Source organism: Tropicimonas aquimaris, from assembly GCF_042676185.1.
Lineage (GTDB): Bacteria > Pseudomonadota > Alphaproteobacteria > Rhodobacterales > Rhodobacteraceae > Tropicimonas > Tropicimonas aquimaris.
This window is the reverse complement of sequence record NZ_JBHTJT010000007.1, coordinates 490,172-507,329: the sequence shown is the minus strand read 5'-3', so window position 1 is coordinate 507,329 and position 17,158 is coordinate 490,172. Positions and strand designations below refer to the sequence as shown.

Annotated in this window: 21 protein-coding genes; 7 read left to right on the top strand and 14 right to left on the bottom strand. The window is 66.0% G+C overall.

What is annotated here, in order from left to right:
• The first annotated feature begins 76 nt into the window (after positions 1–76).
• Together ACFQ2S_RS06205 and ACFQ2S_RS06200 are read left to right on the top strand one after the other, a co-directional pair.
• Entirely contained in the window at positions 77–523 is a 447-nt protein-coding gene (locus ACFQ2S_RS06205; RefSeq protein WP_386073586.1) for a hypothetical protein, read from the top strand.
• Positions 524–617: 94 nt separating this feature from the next.
• Entirely contained in the window at positions 618–1,526 is a 909-nt protein-coding gene (locus ACFQ2S_RS06200) for a phosphoadenosine phosphosulfate reductase (protein ID WP_386073585.1), read from the top strand.
• 21 nt (positions 1,527–1,547) lie between these two features.
• Here the strand turns inward: ACFQ2S_RS06200 and ureG are convergent, their stop codons facing one another.
• From ureG to ACFQ2S_RS06135, 13 genes are all read right to left on the bottom strand, one after another.
• Positions 1,548–2,159, bottom strand: a complete 612-nt coding sequence (gene ureG, locus ACFQ2S_RS06195; RefSeq protein ID WP_386073584.1) for an urease accessory protein UreG — start codon at positions 2,157–2,159, stop codon at positions 1,548–1,550.
• 57 nt (positions 2,160–2,216) lie between these two features.
• Positions 2,217–2,855 carry an urease accessory protein UreF gene (locus ACFQ2S_RS06190; protein WP_386073583.1) on the bottom strand — a complete coding sequence of 213 codons (639 nt, stop codon included), beginning with the start codon at positions 2,853–2,855 and terminating at the stop codon, positions 2,217–2,219.
• The gene (locus tag ACFQ2S_RS06185) at positions 2,848–3,348 is read right to left on the bottom strand and encodes an urease accessory protein UreE (RefSeq protein WP_386073582.1); all 501 of its coding nucleotides are present in this window, start codon (positions 3,346–3,348) and stop codon (positions 2,848–2,850) included. Before ACFQ2S_RS06185 ends, ACFQ2S_RS06190 begins: the two co-directional genes overlap by 8 nt.
• A gap of 75 nt (positions 3,349–3,423) precedes the next feature.
• The gene (locus ACFQ2S_RS06180) at positions 3,424–4,056 is read right to left on the bottom strand and encodes a hypothetical protein (protein WP_386073581.1); all 633 of its coding nucleotides are present in this window, start codon (positions 4,054–4,056) and stop codon (positions 3,424–3,426) included.
• Positions 4,057–4,100: 44 nt separating this feature from the next.
• Positions 4,101–4,322, bottom strand: coding sequence for a DUF1127 domain-containing protein (locus tag ACFQ2S_RS06175; RefSeq protein WP_386073580.1), 222 nt, complete (start codon positions 4,320–4,322; stop codon positions 4,101–4,103).
• A 140-nt stretch (positions 4,323–4,462) separates the two neighbouring features.
• Positions 4,463–4,684 carry a DUF1127 domain-containing protein gene (locus ACFQ2S_RS06170; protein WP_386073578.1) on the bottom strand — a complete coding sequence of 74 codons (222 nt, stop codon included), beginning with the start codon at positions 4,682–4,684 and terminating at the stop codon, positions 4,463–4,465.
• Positions 4,685–4,829: 145 nt separating this feature from the next.
• Positions 4,830–6,539: an urease subunit alpha gene (gene ureC, locus ACFQ2S_RS06165; RefSeq protein WP_386073576.1), complete on the bottom strand. Its 1,710-nt coding sequence runs from the start codon at positions 6,537–6,539 to the stop codon at positions 4,830–4,832.
• A gap of 21 nt (positions 6,540–6,560) precedes the next feature.
• A complete protein-coding gene (locus tag ACFQ2S_RS06160) occupies positions 6,561–6,818 on the bottom strand; it encodes a hypothetical protein (protein ID WP_386073574.1) in 258 nt (85 codons plus the stop codon).
• A gap of 283 nt (positions 6,819–7,101) precedes the next feature.
• Entirely contained in the window at positions 7,102–7,938 is an 837-nt protein-coding gene (locus tag ACFQ2S_RS06155) for a hypothetical protein (protein WP_386073572.1), read from the bottom strand.
• Positions 7,939–8,001: 63 nt separating this feature from the next.
• A complete protein-coding gene (locus ACFQ2S_RS06150) occupies positions 8,002–8,307 on the bottom strand; it encodes an urease subunit beta (protein WP_386073570.1) in 306 nt (101 codons plus the stop codon).
• Positions 8,304–8,786, bottom strand: coding sequence for a hypothetical protein (locus ACFQ2S_RS06145; protein ID WP_386073568.1), 483 nt, complete (start codon positions 8,784–8,786; stop codon positions 8,304–8,306). The genes ACFQ2S_RS06150 and ACFQ2S_RS06145 overlap by 4 nt, the downstream gene beginning before the upstream one ends.
• A gap of 4 nt (positions 8,787–8,790) precedes the next feature.
• Positions 8,791–9,093, bottom strand: coding sequence for an urease subunit gamma (locus ACFQ2S_RS06140; RefSeq protein ID WP_089231317.1), 303 nt, complete (start codon positions 9,091–9,093; stop codon positions 8,791–8,793).
• Between the two features lie 8 nt (positions 9,094–9,101).
• A complete protein-coding gene (locus tag ACFQ2S_RS06135; protein ID WP_386073566.1) occupies positions 9,102–9,932 on the bottom strand; it encodes an urease accessory protein UreD in 831 nt (276 codons plus the stop codon).
• Positions 9,933–10,119: 187 nt separating this feature from the next.
• On the opposite strand from ACFQ2S_RS06135, the gene pyrC reads away from it, so the two are divergent.
• The 4 genes from pyrC (at position 10,120) to ACFQ2S_RS06115 (ending at position 15,336) form a co-directional block, all read left to right on the top strand.
• A complete protein-coding gene (gene pyrC, locus ACFQ2S_RS06130; RefSeq protein WP_386073565.1) occupies positions 10,120–11,163 on the top strand; it encodes a dihydroorotase in 1,044 nt (347 codons plus the stop codon).
• Between the two features lie 129 nt (positions 11,164–11,292).
• Complete coding sequence (locus tag ACFQ2S_RS06125) at positions 11,293–12,711, top strand: calcium-binding protein (protein ID WP_386073563.1); 1,419 nt, start codon at positions 11,293–11,295, stop codon at positions 12,709–12,711.
• 170 nt (positions 12,712–12,881) lie between these two features.
• Positions 12,882–13,556, top strand: a complete 675-nt coding sequence (locus ACFQ2S_RS06120; RefSeq protein ID WP_386073562.1) for an orotate phosphoribosyltransferase — start codon at positions 12,882–12,884, stop codon at positions 13,554–13,556.
• Positions 13,557–13,818: 262 nt separating this feature from the next.
• Positions 13,819–15,336 (top strand): replicative DNA helicase, encoded by a 1,518-nt coding sequence (locus ACFQ2S_RS06115; RefSeq protein WP_386073560.1) that lies wholly within the window; start codon positions 13,819–13,821, stop codon positions 15,334–15,336.
• Positions 15,337–15,349: 13 nt separating this feature from the next.
• Here the strand turns inward: ACFQ2S_RS06115 and ACFQ2S_RS06110 are convergent, their stop codons facing one another.
• Positions 15,350–15,805 carry a GFA family protein gene (locus ACFQ2S_RS06110; RefSeq protein ID WP_386073558.1) on the bottom strand — a complete coding sequence of 152 codons (456 nt, stop codon included), beginning with the start codon at positions 15,803–15,805 and terminating at the stop codon, positions 15,350–15,352.
• Between the two features lie 340 nt (positions 15,806–16,145).
• Between ACFQ2S_RS06110 and ACFQ2S_RS06105 the strand changes: the two genes are divergently transcribed.
• Complete coding sequence (locus ACFQ2S_RS06105; RefSeq protein ID WP_386073639.1) at positions 16,146–17,084, top strand: S1C family serine protease; 939 nt, start codon at positions 16,146–16,148, stop codon at positions 17,082–17,084.
• The last annotated feature ends 74 nt before the right edge of the window (positions 17,085–17,158 follow it).

Genomic DNA, 17,158 nt, shown 5'->3' with positions numbered 1-17,158 from the left:
CGAAGATGTCCTGTCTCCGGAGGAACTTTCGGAACTCGAGGATGGCGGCGCCACCGAGCCGTTCGTCAGAACGGCAATGAGCGTGGCTCGGCCATCGGACCGCGCGCTTGTCCTGGGCAGCGGCTCCGGCCTTATGCCGGTTCTGCTTGGCCTCCGTCTTGGATTGCGCCATCTGGAAGTCGTCGAACCGGACGCCGATCGCTTCACCTATCTGTCTGAAGTAATTAAAGAAAACCGCCTGATCCGCGCCACTTGGCACACCGCAGTGCCGGCGGATTTCCGGCCGACCCTGATCATCGCCGACCTCGCGCGCGATCCCACCGCCGCGTTGCCGGACGTAGGAAAGATGGACGGACTCCGCGCGCTTGTGCTTTGCCTGCCCGAAACGCGGCCGGAGATCGCAGAGGTCTTCGACCACGCGGCCACGGGCGGATTGACCTATTTTCCGCGACAATCTTGCGGAAACGTGGTTACCTTCCTTTCCAGATGGCATCGGGCCGCCGGCACCGTCGCAATGCCCTGAGATCCCCAAGGCCTCTTCCCAATTCGGCCCAAGTTTGGCTCGAATGGTCATCGACAGTATACTCGTGAATGATCCCAGAAAGACCCCCGTCACGATGACCCAAGGTACCAGTAATCCGCAGAGTCTTTCTTCATCGGCGCGAACCGACGTTCAGGCACGGCTGGACCGGCACGGCGCGGATCATGGCTACCACCGCCGTCTGGACGCGCGCCACGGGGCGTTGTTCACGGAGGACGACGACATTCTGATCGTGACCTTCGAGACCCTCGATAGTTTCCGGGACGGCCCGGCGCCGCACCTGCCCTTCGGGCTCGGCGTGGCGGGCCGCGAGGGTTGGTCACACCTCTGCCTGTACAGCGACGGCGAGACCTTCTTCCGCTCGGAGGCGGTCTACGCCTTCTTTGACGAGTTGGTCGACGAGGGCTTCTTCGACGCTTTCGAACGCGTGATTTTCTACGGCGCCGGGCCTTGCGGATATGCCGCTGCCACCTATTCGGTTGTGGCCCCCGGCGCCACCGCCTTCCTCGTGCGGCCGCTGGCGACGCTCGATCCGCGGCTCACCCCCTGGGACCGCCGGTATCCCGCGCTTCGGCGCACGGATTTCACCGACCGCTACGGCTATGCCCCCGAGATGCTCGAGGCCGCCGAAGAGGTCGTGCTGCTGCACGATCCTCATGTTGCGGAAGACGCGATGCACGCGACGCTGTTCGACCGGCCGGACCTGATGCGGCTCGATTGTCCCTGGCTTGGCAAGACGCCGGAGAAGGACATGCTGCAGATGGGAGTTTTGCTGCCGCTGCTGCGCGCGGCGGGAAAGGGCACGCTGGAGCCGTCGCTCTACCGGGAGCTTTACCAAGCGCGGTTCTCGCACAAGCCGTACCTGCGACGGGTGGAGCGGCATATCGATACCGTCAACCACCCAAAACTGCGAGCCCGTTGGGCCCGTGCTGCGGAGCGCCAGCTTGCCGGACAGGCGCAGACCGCCGGGGCCGTCAACGGCTGATCCGCTGGCGCCCCTCCGGCCTCACAACGCGCCCTCGCGGATGATGAATTCCGCAACCTCTTCCACCCCGCGGCCCGACCGCAGCGACGCCATGACGTAGGGCCTGCCATTGCGGGCCGCCGCCGTGTCCGCTTCGAGCCGGGCGGCATCGACGCCGACATGGGGAGCGAGATCGGTCTTGTTGACGATCAGCAGGTCCGACCGCGTCAGCCCCGGCCCCTTCTTGCGCGGAATGTCCTGCCCGGCGGCGGTGTCGATAACATAGAGCGTCAGGTCGGCGAGCTCCGGACTGAAGGTCGCGGCGAGGTTGTCGCCACCGGACTCGACCAGCACGAGGTCGAGGTCGGGAATGTCCTTCACCAGCGTGTCGATGGCGGCGAGGTTGATCGAGGCGTCCTCGCGGATCGCCGTGTGCGGACAACCGCCGGTTTCGACGCCGCGAATCCGCTCCAGCGGCAGGGCCTGCGCTCGCATCAGGTATTCGGCATCCTCGCGCGTGTAGATGTCGTTGGTCACGACGGCCATGGAGTAGCGGTCGCCGAGCGCGCGGCAGAGCTGTTCGGTCAGCGTCGTCTTGCCGGCGCCGACGGGGCCGCCGATACCGACGCGAAGGGGGCCGTGGAGGCTGGGCATGGGATCTCCTTGTCTGGCGCGGGGTCTGGCGGGTGCACCCCCCGGACCGCATCTCTGTCAGGTCTTGAAAAGGCGCACGTCCTGTCGCTCATGCCGGATCGCCGCGAGATCGGCCCCGAAGCTCGCCGTGCCGATCTCGGTCAGCGGAGCCCTTGCGGCCTCGACGGCGAGTTCCGCGATCAGCGGATGCAGCGCGCCCAGCACCGTCTGGCCTTCGGTCTGACCCAGCGGGATGAAGCGGACGGCGGCCGAAACGAGGTTGGAAGCGAAGGCGTGAAGGTAGAGCGCGGCCACCCGCTCCGGCGGAAGCGTCAAGCCCGCCGCCGCAGCGCCCACCGCGACCGGCAGCGCCGCGGGCGGGCGCTCCGCACCGGTCAGCGCATTGACCGCGCGCGTGAAGGCCGCGCCCTGCTCCATCGTTTCGCGGTGACGTTCCGCCGATGCGGCCAGCGCTTCGGCCAACCCGGCAAGCTCGTCGAATGCCGCCTCGCCGCGCATCGCATGGACCAGGAGAATGGCGTCGGAGCGCCCTGCCCCGAAGCGCAGCACATCCGCCAGCCAGCCCTCCAGAACCTCGGCCGACGTCACCTCTCCGTCCGCGATCGCCGCTTCCAGGCCATGCGAATACGCATAGGCACCGACCGGAAAGGCCGGCGACAGCCACTGGGTCAGGGTCAGCAGGTCGGCGTCACTCATGGCTGTGTTGCTGCCCGTGCTCATGGCCGTGGTCATGGGAATGCCCGTGGTCGTGCCCCATGGTCCGGCCGTGGCCATAGGCACCGCCCTCGGGGGAGAAAGGCGCATGCAGCGCCTCCACCGTCGCGCCGAGCTGCCGCAGCATCGCGGCGAGCACATGATCTTCCCGGATCAGCAGCCGATCCGCCTCGATACGGCAGGGTGTATGGCGATTGCCGATATGCCAGGCCAACCGAGACAGGTTCGCACCGGTCACTGCAAGCAGCGGCTCCTCGGCGGCCACCACGGCGAGCTTCGCGCCGCTGTCCAGCAGCAGCGCATCGCCATCCTCAAGCGAAGTCGTGTCGGGCAGGTCGACCACGACGGAATTGCCGGCATCGGTATGCAAGCGACGCCGGCGGAGAAACCGGCCCTCGTAGTCCAGCCGCACCAGGTCCGTCGCCCCGGCGCCACCGCCACGTTCCACAGAATGCGCCCGTCCGAGATCAGCCATTCCCATCCCCTTTTCGCGGCCATACCGCACCGTCGCCGCAGCCTAGCCGCTGCGCTGCAGCGGGAAAAGGGGGACTCAGGGGCGTTCGAGACTGAAATGCATCGGGGCGAAAGGCTCCGGCTCGGTCGCGGGATCGACCCGCGCGAGTTCCAACGAGATCCCAAGTCCGGGCAGATGGGTCATCATCGAGGTGAAATGATCCTCGCCCCATCGGTAAGTCAGCAGCACGGGAAAGGCTCGGACCCGGCAACCGGCGATCTCGATCTCGGCTTCGTCGCCGGTGCGCACCTCGAGCAGCTCCTGCTCCGACGGCGTGCCGTCGGCAAAACTGTTCTCGGCGACAAGGGTGAATTCCTGATCCGGGCGAAGCGGCAGGCGTTTGGCCAGATCGGCCGGATAGGACGTGGTGATCCGGCTGCTCTCATCCACTCGCTCACCGCTCAGGTCGACCTCGTCGGCTATGAAGACTCCGCCGAGAGAGACCATGCGGAACTCGCCCACGTGGTCATCGAACCGGGTGGTCTCCTGAACCTTGCCACCCCCTAGCAGCCGCAACGCCACGACCGACCCGTCGGGATAGGCCACGTAGGCGGAGCGTCCTCGTTCGAGCGCGTCGCGGGTCGGACACTGCGGCGCGCCCGCATGAGCCGCAGACAGCGTCAGCGCTGCCATAAGGCCGAAGGAGAGGAACTTGGAAAAAACTGTCATTCGCATGAGCGCAACGCTATCACGCTGCACCGGCGAAGGCGAGATCAGCCTTGATGTGCGGTACGATAGACGTGGCGCACGATGTCGTTGCGGCGCAGCCCGCGCTGCGCAAGCTGCTCGTTGGTCAGCCCGTTCAGGAAGTCGATGCGCTTCATCCGCCGGCTGTGGCGGCAGGAAGGGCTGAACAGAGCAAGAGCGCCGTCGATCGGCGCGGTGAGCACCTCCAGGAAGGAGATACGGCTTTCGTCGGAGGTCGTTACGGACATTGGATTGACCTGATGGATCCTTGTAGCTTTCGGCGCGCTCAATACTGCAGGTGCAGCATAAACGCCATTGCCACAGGCGGATGACGGCCATGCGCATGCGGCATGGCTCCAAGACACCTTGAATGGATGGGTTCGCGACCTCAGTGCACGTTGTCGAAGACGTAGCCCACGATATCCGCACGGGTCAGACCGCGGTCCGCTAGCTCTTCGTCGGACAGCTCGCTGAGCTCGAGATACGCGTTCCGCCGCCGCACACCGGTTTCCACGGCGCCGAAGGCGTCGATGATGCGACCGAAGACATTGCGGACGACGTCAAAAACACTGGAAGAAACGCTACCGTTGACGCTGGAAAGATCGGACATGAACCAGACTCCTGAATATCGGTCACCCTCCCTGACCCATACCTAGAGCGCTAACACCGGTTTCGCCACATCACGCCGATCATACCCATCATGCTGCACGTGCATAACGAATGCTGCGAGCGCAAAGCGCGCCCGCAGTCGGCCTTCAGAACAGGAAATACCGCTGCGCCATCGGCAGTTCGCTCGCCGGCTCACAGGTGAGCAGCTCACCGTCGGCGCGCACCTCGTAGGTCTCCGGGTTCACCTCGATGCTCGGCCGGGCGTCGTTCATCACCATGTCGGCCTTGCCGATGCCACGCGTGTCGCCCACCGCAAGCGTGTCCTTGGCGAGCCCGAGCGCGGCGCCGATGCCGTCGGACTGCGCGGCAGCGGAAACGAAGGTGACGGCCGAGCGCTCCACCGAGCGACCGTAGGCGCCGAACATCGGCCGGGTGTATACCGGCTGCGGCGTCGGGATGGAGGCGTTCGGGTCGCCCATCTGGGCCACCGCGATGGACCCGCCGAGCAGAACCATCTCCGGCTTCACACCGAAGAAGGCCGGCGACCAGAGAACCAGGTCGGCCCGTTTGCCCACCTGGATCGAGCCGATATGGGCAGACATGCCGTGGGTGATGGCCGGGTTGATCGTGTACTTGGCGACGTAGCGCTTGACCCGCACGTTGTCGTTGTTGCCGGTCTCTTCGGCCAGTCGCCCGCGCTGGACCTTCATCTTGTGCGCGGTCTGCCAGGTGCGGATGATCACCTCGCCCACGCGGCCCATCGCCTGGCTGTCGCTGGCGATGATCGAAAACGCGCCCATGTCGTGCAGGATGTCTTCCGCCGCGATGGTCTCCTTGCGGATCCGGCTCTCGGCAAAGGCGACGTCCTCGGGGATCGCCTTGTCGAGGTGGTGGCAAACCATGAGCATGTCGAGATGCTCTTCCAGCGTGTTGACGGTGTAGGGCCGGGTCGGGTTGGTCGAGGACGGGATCACATTCGCCTCGCCCACCACCTTGATGATGTCCGGCGCATGGCCGCCGCCCGCGCCCTCGGTGTGGAAGGCGTGGATCGTGCGGCCCTTGATCGCGGCGACGGTATTCTCCACGAAGCCGCTCTCGTTCAGCGTGTCGGTGTGAATCATCACCTGCACGTCCATATCGTCGGCGACGCTCAGGCAGCAGTCGATGGCGCCCGGCGTGGTGCCCCAATCCTCGTGCAGCTTCATCGCACAGGCCCCGGCCGAGACCATCTCGACCAGCGCCGCCGGCTGGCTGGCGTTGCCCTTGCCCGAGAGCCCGAAGTTCATCGGGAAGGCGTCGAGCGCCTGCAGCATCCGTCCGATGTGCCAGGGGCCCGGGGTGCAGGTGGTGGCCAGCGTGCCGTGGGCGGGGCCGGTGCCGCCGCCGAGCATCGTGGTCACGCCGGAATGCAGCGCGTCGTCGATCTGCTGCGGGCAGATGAAGTGGATGTGGCTGTCGAAGGCCCCCGCCGTCAGGATCTTGCCCTCGCCCGCGATCGCCTCCGTCCCAGGACCGACGATGATGTCGACGCCGCTCTGGGTATCCGGGTTGCCGGCCTTGCCGATCTTGGCGATGCGCCCGTCCCTGAGCCCGACATCGGCCTTGTAGATCCCGGTAACGTCGAGGATCAACGCGTTGGTGATCACCGTGTCCACGGCGCCGTCGGCCCGCGTCGCCTGCGACTGTCCCATGCCGTCACGGATCACCTTGCCACCACCGAATTTGACCTCTTCCCCGTAGGTTGTGAGATCTTTCTCAACCTCGATCACAAGATCCGTATCGGCAAGGCGCACCCTGTCTCCGGTGGTCGGGCCATACATGTCGGCATAGGCGGCTCGGGTGATGCGGGCGGGCATGGCGGGTCCCTTTCGGTCAGATCAATTGGGGAGGATTTCGCCGCCGAGACGGCGGGTGTTGCGGTTGGTCTCGCCGCGCAGCGGACGCAGCGCCGCGGCGAAGATCCGGTCCGGGCGCTGCCCGGAGAACGCCAGGTAGCTCGCGGCCAGCGCGGCGGCGGCGAAGGCTGGCGGTTTTTCGGAAAACATGCGCCGGACCTCTGCCCCATCCATCGGCCTGAGACCGCAGAACTGGCTTGTCCGGTAGGCCACCACCAAATGAGCTTCGATGGCGAGCATGGCCGCTTCCATTCCCATGTCGAGCAGGTCGCGGGAAACGTCGGCAGATAAATGAGCGAAAGGCCTCAACTGCAGCCACCGCTCTGCGCCGTTGTCAGCGGCGAGGCCCCTTCGGATCCTTCACGGGGATCGGGATTGGCTGCGGCGCAGGGGCCAGCAATCCAAGAAGACGGTCGATCAGTGACAGCAGACGCATTAGGGGCGCTTTCTGGCAACGTGCGGTTGCCAATCAAGGTAACCCCTGCGCCCGTGGGCGCAAGGGGGGAGCGCCATTCGTTAGCGATCACGCGTCGTCCTTTTCGGACTTCGCCGCCGAAGGGGCTGAATTTTCGGTCGAAATTGCCTTCGGAGCCACGGCAGCAGCGGTCGGCTTCGGGTCGGTCGAAGCCGTGGAAGCAGCCTTTTGCGGTGATTCGTCGGCGGCCTTCGGTGCCAGCGACGCGGTAGCGGTGGCCGGAGTGGCAGCTTTCGGTTCGGCAGCGGCCTTCCTGGCGGATGCCGCCCGGGTCGTCTTGGCAGCCGACTTCCGACGCGTTGCCGGCTTGGCGGCGGTTTTGGTCTCCGGTGCGGTCAGGTTCTCCGGCGTGGCGGGGGTCGACGGCGCGCGGCGGCGGGTGGTCCGGGGCTTCGGCGAAGGCTTCGTGGCGGTCGCGTCCGGTGTGCTGGCCGCCTCCGGAGCGGTCGGTTTCACCGTGGCCGGAGCAGCGGCCTTGGCGGCGGTTGTGGCCTTCGCAGGCGCCTTGGCGGTCGCAGCCTTCGCCGCGGCGGGAGCAGCGGCCTTGCGCGCCGTCTTGCGAACCGGAGCCTTGCGCGTCGTTGGCTTGGCGGCATCGGCAGGGGGCTCGACCGGACGCAGTCGCGCGACGCCGGCGGCCGGACGCGCAGGAGCGGGACGCGGCGCTTCGAGGACCTTCTCTGCCGCAGCGCTGGCCGTTTTCACACACAAGCCGGTGGGCTGCATCATCTGCATCATCGTCGTGGCCGGCATCCCGATGCTGCGGGAAAGACCGTCGGCCATACCGAAGGACATGCGCATCATCTCGACCTGCAGTTCCGCCGTGCGGCTGAACAGGGCCATGGAGGTACGCCAGTAATCGATTGGGGTCATGAACTGGATCATCTTTCTGTAAACTCCTTGCTTTCGGGTCCCGGGGCCCCCGCCCGCGGGACTGGCCGCTCCTCGTCAGAGGTCTCCCATAACGGCCTGATTGAATCCGAACACCCGGCGTGCGCCCCCAAAGGGCACCAGCGTCACTTCACGACGCTGGCCGGGTTCGAAACGCACCGCCGTGCCGGCGGCGATATCGAGCCGCAGGCCGCGCGCGGCCTCGCGGTCGAAATCCAGTGCCGAGTTGGTCTCGGCGAAATGATAGTGGCTGCCGACCTGCACGGGCCGGTCGCCGGTATTGGCCACCATCAGGGTGATGGCCTCGCTGCCCTCGTTGAGGGTGATCTCGCCCTCGGCGGGCATCACTTCTCCGGGGATCATCGGTCGGTCTCCTTGTGCTCGTCGCCCTCTTGCGAAGGCTCGGCTTCCATTGCTTCCTTCACCGCGCGGAGTGTGACTTCCGCAGCGGCCTCGTCGTCCCTTGCATCCACGGCGTCCGGTCCGCCGGAAGCAGCATCCACCAGGGTCCGGCGCTCGCCCTGCTGGGCAAGCTCGCCGTCCCAATCGTCCTCGGCGGCGCCGGCCGCCCCGTGCGGGTCGCGGGCGAAGGCGTAGAGATCACGTCCGAAATAGCCAAGAAGGCCACCGGACACCGCGAGCCACGCAGAACTGTCCGCCCCGAGCAGGGCGACGAGCGTGGCCGCGATCAGCAGCATCAGCCCGAAGCCGAGCACCCGCAGATCCACCCCCGCCAGCGCAACGTCCCCACCGCCCAGGCGACGGACCACCGCCACCAGAAGCGGCTCGGCCCGGGAGGTCAGGAACCCGGCCAGCAGCGAGAGGACGAAGCTTGCGACCATCGGCCTAGCGGATCGGGTGGTGCACGGTCACCAGCTTGGTGCCATCTGGGAAAGTCGCCTCCACCTGCACCTCGTGGATCATCTCGGCGATCCCATCCATGCACTGGTCGGCCCGCACCACGCCGGCGCCCGTCTCCATGAGCTCCGAGACGGGTTTGCCGTCGCGCGCGCCCTCGACCACGAAATCGGTGATCAGCGCGATCGCCTCAGGGTGGTTCAGCTTAACGCCGCGCTCCAGCCGGTTGCGCGCCACCATGGCGGCAAGGCTCACCAGCAGCTTGTCCTTCTCTCTTGGGGTCAGGTTCATCGTATTCCTCAGTTCTGCCAGACGCGCGGTGGCACCGTGCCCCGGATATGTGTCAACAGCTGCACAAGCATGCGGCGCAATGGCCACAGGTCGCGCGCCATCAGGCGGATCACGCAGCGTCCGTCCCAGGCCGAGGCTTCCGCCACGAGCTCAGGCCCCGCGCCTTGCAACAGGCTACGGATCGGCCCGAGCGCATCTTCGGCACCCGGTTCCACCAGCGCAACCGTCGAGACGGCCCGCGCCTCTCCCAGCATCGCCGCGCCGCCGCTGCGCGCCATCGCCGCCTCGTCCATCCGCACCGCATCGATCAGCACGGGCCGACCGTCGCGGCGGATCTCCCGGCGATCGCTCAGATGCAACTGGCGCATCGCCTCGCCCATCGCGGCCCGGCCGAAGACAAGTGTCTCGCACAGCAACAGGCGCGCGTCGCCTTCCAGTTCCACGACGGTCTCGCGTTCCAGTGCGCATTTATCGAACAGGATCGTTTCCTGCGGCAGCCAGTCGAGCGCGCTTCCCTGCCCCGCCGCGAGCCGGCAGCGCACCTGCGCCACACCGCCCGCCGAGGCATAGGCGCGCTCAGCGGTCTGTGTCGTCGCACGGACCTCTGCGCCCTCAGCGAGATCGACGGCGTATTCCAGCCGATCTCCCCCGGTCAGCCCACCTGCCGTGTTCAGGAACACCGCCTCCGGCGCGCCCGGCACCTTCGGGAGCATCGCCTTGGCGCAGCCCGACTGGTGCAGCCCGCTCAAGCGGGTCCGGCCCTCGCGGCAGCCGAACGAGACAGCCGCGCGACCGCGGGCGCGCTGAAGGTCTGTCCGGCCAGGTGCGATATCGAACATCGGTACTCCGTTTCGTTGCCGAACCCTACCGCAGCGGCACCCATGCTGCAACGCGGCATAAAGGGTGCAAAGCATGCAGATGCACATATTTCCGCTCATTGCCTATCCTCTGGGCAACCTGCTGGCGCGGTGATGGGCATCGCTCGCACTGGCGCCGCGAGGGCGGCTGCGCTATGCCGCATTCGACATGACCCAGACCCTCACGCTCCGCCGCCCCGATGACTGGCACCTGCACCTGCGCGATGGCGCAATGCTCAAGGCTGTCCTGCCCGAAACCGCCCGCGACTTCGCCCGCGCGATCATCATGCCGAACCTGGTGCCGCCGGTCGTCACCTCGGACGATGCGCGCGCCTATCGCGAACGCATTCTCGCGGCGCTGCCGGAGGGCGCGGATTTCACGCCGCTGATGACGCTCTACCTGACCGAGGCCACGGACCCGGCCGACGTCGTGGCCGCCCACGCTTCGGGTCTGATCACGGCCGTGAAGCTCTACCCCGCCGGGGCGACGACCAACTCCGCCTCCGGCGTGCGCGACATGGACAAGGTCCAGCATGTGTTCGAGGCGATGGCCGAGGACGGCGTGCCGCTCTGCGTGCATGGCGAGGTCACCCGCCCCGAGATCGACATCTTCGACCGCGAGGCCGTGTTCATCGACGAGGTGCTCGACCCGATCCGCCGCCGCACCCCCGGACTGAAAGTGATCATGGAGCACATCACCACCGCCGATGCCTGCGCCTATGTGAAGGCCGGCGACAGCACGCTCGGCGCCACGATCACCACCCACCACCTGATGATCAACCGCAACCACATCCTCGTGGGCGGGGTCAAGCCGCACTATTACTGCCTGCCGGTCGCCAAGCGCGAGAGCCACCGCGAGGCGCTCGTGGAATTGGCCACCTCCGGCTTCGATCGCGTCTTCCTGGGCACCGACTCCGCCCCACACACGCAGGCCAACAAGGAATGCGCCTGCGGCTGCGCCGGCGTCTTCTCCGCTTCGGTGACGATGCCCTGCCTGGCGCAGGTTTTCGAGGATGCGGGCGCGCTCGAGCGGCTCGAAGCCTTCGCATCGCTCAACGGCCCCGCCTTCTATGGCCTGCCTGCCAACGAGGCCCGAATAACGCTGCGCAAGGGGGCGCCGCTCGACATCCCCGCGCCACTGGAAACCGGCGAGGGCCCGGTGATCGTCTTCGATCCCGGCAGGCCCGTGACGTGGCATGTTGGACACGCCTGACGTCAGGTCAATTCCCTAGAGCCTTGATGGACGGCGAATTTCCGCAATTCTGCCGCAAACCCCGCCTATCCGCACACACTCGCTTATTTGGTTCACGATCACCTTCAGACAGACAAGGTAACGCGCAGCATGACAACCTACACGTTCACCGGCTTCTCCGCCACCTACGGCGACGACGGCCCCACCTCCTTCACCCCGAATGTCGAAATTCAGGTCGTCGGACCGGACAATTCCTACATCAGTTACTCGATCAAAGAGACGTCGAAAGACGACCTCCCCAAGGTCTCGATCAGCGACAATCTCTACTCGGTGACCGCGAACGGACAGAGCATCGCCGGTATGGTCGGCGACGACTACATCGGAACGATTACTTGGAACGGCAAGAAGACCACGATCCTGAATATCTCGATCGAGGGCGACAACAACACAAATACCGACTACTTCATCGTGCTCGGCGGCGCCGAGTTGCCTGACTTCTCCAACCTGAGAGAATTCGACGCTTTCGGCAACAGCATCGACGGCTTCGGCACGGCCACCGGCGATTTCGCCCCCAACCAGCGGATCCTCCTCAGCGAGTTCGCCGATGTCGATATCAGCGAAGTTGACGAGCTTTACGGCACAAACCGCAAGGACACGCTCAACGGCGGCGCCGGCGAGGACGAGATCTACAGCTCCAAGGGCAACGACACGCTCAATGGCGGCGCGGATTACGACCAGCTCCACTTCACGTTCGATCCGGCTGCGATCACCGTAAACCTCGCCAAGAAGACCGCGACCGACGGCTGGGGCAACACCGACAAGGTGCTGAACTTCGAAATGGTCCGCGGTTCGATGTTCGACGACACGATGATCGGCGATGGCAATGACAACGCCTTCCGCGGCCTCGAGGGCGACGACCTGATCAAGGGCGGCGGCGGCATGGACGTCACGCGTTACGACAGGGACGCAAACTACGGCGGCACCTCCGGCGTTTCCGTCAACCTCGCCAAGGGCACCGCTACCGATGGCTTCGGCGACACCGACACCCTGGTGAGCATCGAGAACGCCTACGGCAGCGATTCCGGCGACACGCTCATCGGCAGCAACGGTGACAACACCTTCCGTGGCAATGGCGGCAACGACACGGTCCGCGGCGGCGGCGGCAAGGATTACGTCACCGGTGGCGACGGCAAGGACCGGCTCCTTGGCAACGGCGGCAACGACACGCTCGAAGGCGAGAACGGCGCCGACACGATCCTCGGCGCAGCCGGGCGCGACACGATCAACGGCGGCCAGGGCAACGACAAGCTCACCGGCGGCAGCGCCAGCGACAAGTTCGTATTCGCCGACGGCTTCGACAAGGACGTGATCCGCGACTTCGACGCCAACGACGATGGCGAAGTGATCGATCTCTCCGACGTCTCCTCGATCAAGGGCTTCCGCGACCTCAAGCAGATCCACATGTCCCGCGACGGGGGCGACGTGGTGATCGTTGCTGGCAAAGGCGACGTCCTGACCCTGACCGACGTGAAGTTCGCAGACCTCGACGCGGCCGACTTCCTGTTCTGATCGCCCCCTGCCGGGCCTTCGATGGCCCGGCACCCGCGGCCGCGATCAAAAGCTCTAGCCATTTCTTCTTGGCTCAAGTACCCCGCCGGAGGCATGAAATCTCCGGCGGGACATCAGCCTTCGTGCCTCCGGCGGGGATATTTCTCGGACAGAAGAAGAGGACGGCACCGATGATCCCCACCACGCACCCCGACGACGCGACCATGGCCCGCATCTCCGCCGGGATGCTTCTGGAGATCGGGGCGGTGCATTTCAATGCGCGCGAGCCGTTCACCCTCGCCTCCGGCCTGCCCTCGCCCACCTACATCGATTGCCGCAAGCTGATCTCCTACCCGCGCATCCGCTCCACGCTCATGGATTTCCTGACCGCCAAGGTCATGCGCGATGCGGGTTTCGAGGCCTTCACCAACATCGCCGGCGGCGAAACCGCGGGCATACCCTTCGCTGCGCTGGTGGCCGAGCGGATGGGCCTGCCGATGACCTATGTGCGCAAGAAGCCCAAAGGCTACGGCCGCAACGCCCGCATCGAGGGCGTCATGGGCGACACGGACCGCGTGCTGCTGGTGGAAGATCTCACAACCGACGGCGGCTCGAAGCTGAGCTTCGTGGACGCAATCCGGGAAACCGGCGCCGCCTGCGCCCATACCGCGGTGATCTTCTACTACGGCATCTTCCCCGAAACCACGAAGACGCTCGGCGACCACGGCGTTGCGCTGCACCACCTCTGCACCTGGCACGATGTGCTGGCCGAGGCGCGCCGGCGCGAGGCCTTCGACGCCGACACGCTGACCGAGGTCGAGGCTTTTCTCGTTGATCCCCGCGCCTGGCAGGCCGCTCGGCGCTGATACCGGCGATTCGCTCCGAGGCCGGCCGCAGCGGGGCCCTCTCGAGGCAAATCAGAGCACAACGGTATGCCGACGCCGGGCCTCGGTGACGCAGCCCGGCGCAGCCTTGCCGACAACCGCTACATAATCTTGACGGATGAGGCCGACCGAACTCAAGATGCGGTAGGAAACTGTCGCTCACAGGTTCTCCACAGAGATATACATTTTGACCGTGGAGCAAGCCTGTCGGTATGACGACGGACAACAAACAGCGGGCAGAGCAATGAACGAATTGACGGGCGTGAGGGCAGACCCGGCGGAATTGGCAGCACGGGCAGAGACGGGCAGTGCATCGGTGGAAGACACGCTTCCCCACAATATCGAGGCCGAGCAGCAGCTGCTGGGCGCGATCCTGACGAACAACGATATCTACGACAGGGTCGCGTCCGTCATCTCCGAGAAGCATTTCTTCGACCCCGTTCACGCGCGGATCTACGAGGTCGCCAGCGCCCGGATCGCCAAGAACATGCAGGCCACGCCAGTCACGCTGAAAGCGTTTCTCGAGGATCACCCCGGCCTGAAGGAGCTTGGCGGCCCCTCCTATCTCGCCAAGCTCGCCGGCGGTGCGATCTCCAGCTTTGCCGCGCGGGATTACGCGCAGATCATCTATGACCTCGCGATCCGGCGTGAGCTGATTGCCCTCGGCAAGGACATCACGTCCAAGGCGGGCAATGTCGATATCGCCTCCGAACCCAAGGAGCAGATCGTCGAGGCCGAACAGGCGCTCTACAAGCTGGGCGAGCAGGGCAAGTCGGAGACCGGATTCCAGAGCTTCCTGCGAGCGATCACCGATGCGATCGAGGTTGCCCACGCCGCCTATCAGCGCGAGGGCGGGCTGGCCGGTATCTCGACCGGGCTGCGCGACCTCGACAAGAAGCTCGGCGGCCTGCACCCCTCGGACCTGCTGATCCTCGCCGGCCGCCCCTCGATGGGCAAGACCTCGCTGGCCTGTAACATCGCTTTCAACATCGCCAAGGCCTATCGCCGCGGCGCGCGGCCGGATGGCTCGGAAGGCACGGTAAACGGTGGCGTCGTAGGCTTCTATTCGCTGGAGATGTCCGCCGAACAACTGGCCTCGCGGATCCTGTCCGAAGCCTCGCGCATTCCCAGCCACAAGATCCGGCGCGGCGACATGACCGAAGAGGAATTCCGCCGCTTCGTAGATGCTGCCAAGGAGCTGGAGGCCTGCCCGCTCTTCATCGACGACACCCCGGCCCTGCCGATCAGCCAGCTCGCCGCCCGCGCCCGGCGGCTCAAGCGGACCCACGGGCTCGACGCGCTCTTCGTCGACTACCTGCAGCTTGTGCGCCCGGCCACGGCCAAGGACAGCCGGGTGAACGAGGTCTCGGAGATCACCCAGGGCCTCAAGGCGATCGCCAAGGAACTGGAGGTGCCGGTGGTGGCGCTCTCCCAGCTCTCTCGCCAGGTGGAAAGCCGGGACGACAAGCGGCCCCAGCTGAGCGACCTCCGGGAATCCGGCTCGATCGAGCAGGACGCAGACGTCGTGATGTTCGTCTACCGCGGCGAGTATTACAAGGAACGTGAGAAGCCCGCCGACAGCAACCTCGAGGCCATGGCGGCCTGGCAGGAGGAAATGGCCTCGCTGCACGGCAAGGCCGAGGTGATCATCGGCAAACAGCGCCACGGTCCGATTGGCGACGTGCCGCTCGCCTTCGAGGGCGAATTCACCCGCTTCAGCGACCTCGCACAGCCGTGGCAAGAGGGCGAGTCGGGCTATTGAGCCCGGACGGCCCTCACCGGCTGGCTGTGAAAGCGGCCAGGAGTTCCGCGAAATCTGCTTCCGGCGGAAACCCCTCGTAGCTGTGCCGTGCCGGCGTCGTGGCCCAAGGCAACTTCTCGGACGTCATGGTCTCGATGAATGGCTCGGCCCAGCTCGCATCGTCGAACATCGTCGGGCGGACATTGACGAAGGCGTCCACCCCGGTGATACGGGTGAAGACCCAGCTCATGCACTCTGGGCAACAGTAATGGTCCAATTGCGGCCCACGGATACCGCCCTTCACCGGCTCGCCCTCCAGGACGCGAACCCCCTGCGCCGGGATCATCGCGGTCAGCGAATAGGCGCTGGCGCTCATCCTCTGGCACCCCTTGCAATGGCACGCTGCGGTCATCAGCGGCGGTGCCGTGATCTCGATTTTCAGGTGACCGCACCGGCAGCGGCCCTGCATCGGCAATGTCATTTCGGGCATCGTGACCTCCCTGGGCGAGATTTGGCAAAGACTTGATCGGCACTTACCGGTGCCGCCCCCCGAAGTCCCGCCATTTCCGCAAGCTCCCCGCAGGATCCTCACTGCACAGTCCCACGCGCGCCAAGAGCCGGGCACGACGGCGGCAGCGCCGCCCGAGGGCGCGGCTTCCCCGCCGGACTCTTGGCCTCGAGCGACGGTAGCGGGATCGTGCTGGCATCCCTGGCGAACCTGAACCCTGCCCCGATCTTTGCGGCGTCGGAGCCGGACTGCGCGATGGCCCCGCCGGAGATATACGAAACGCTCTCGGACAGCGTCTTCCAGGTCGTAAGTTTTCGCGTCGATCCGCACCGCGTCGCATCACGCGTCCGCCGCCGGGACTGGCTCCGTCGTGCTGCTAGGTGAGGCGTACGTGATCACGAACTACCACGTCGTCCATGGCAGCGAGATAATCCTGGTGAACGTCGGTCCCGGCGTCCTGTCGGCCGAGGTGTTCGCTATGGATCCCGCACTCGACGTGGCAATCCTCGAACTCGAGGACTTCGTGCAATACGAGTACCAGTTCGACCTCGCCTCCTACCCGGACCTGAAGTTCGGCCTGACGGTGCACGCCATCGCGTTCCCGCTCGGCCTCAGGCAGTCGATGTCCACCGGCATCATCTCGGCGCTGGACATAAAGATCCCGCTGAACACGATTTCCTGGACAACCCAGTACATCCAGACCGACGCCGCAATCGGCCCCGGTTCCTCGGGCGGCGGGCTGTTCGACAGCTGCGGCCGCCTCGTCAGCCTCATCACGTTGAGGAGCAACCATCCGCAGGCCGAGAACATCGGCTACGCCCTGCCGGTGAACACGGTGAAGGACCTGGTTGTGGAACTGATGGACACGGGCAAGGTCACGCGCGCCTGGCACGGGCTCTACGGGCAGATGATGTCTCCGCTGCTTGCCCGCATGATGCCGCGGACCCCGCCGCCTCCGGAAACCGGGTTCCTCGTGGAAACCGTCGAGCCCGGCTCGGCGGCCGATGTTGCCGGCCTCAGGGGCGGCTACTTTCCGGTCCTGTGGGGGAATGCCGAGATGGTGCTGGGCGGCGACATCATCCTCGAGGTGGACGGCGAGGCCGTGACGTCTCTCGACCTCGCGCTGGACATCGTCCGCTCGCTCGAGGTCGGCGACAGCGTGAGCGTCACCTACTGGCGTGACGGCGAGATCCACGAGACCGTGGCCACACTGCCCGAGCGCCCCGCCCACCCGGCCGACCTCTGGCCCGGCCCCCGCTGACCGCTTGCGACAGGGCTCGTTCGGGATACCCTCTCCTTTCCGCTTGACCTCGCAAGCCGGAATGTCAGAACCGG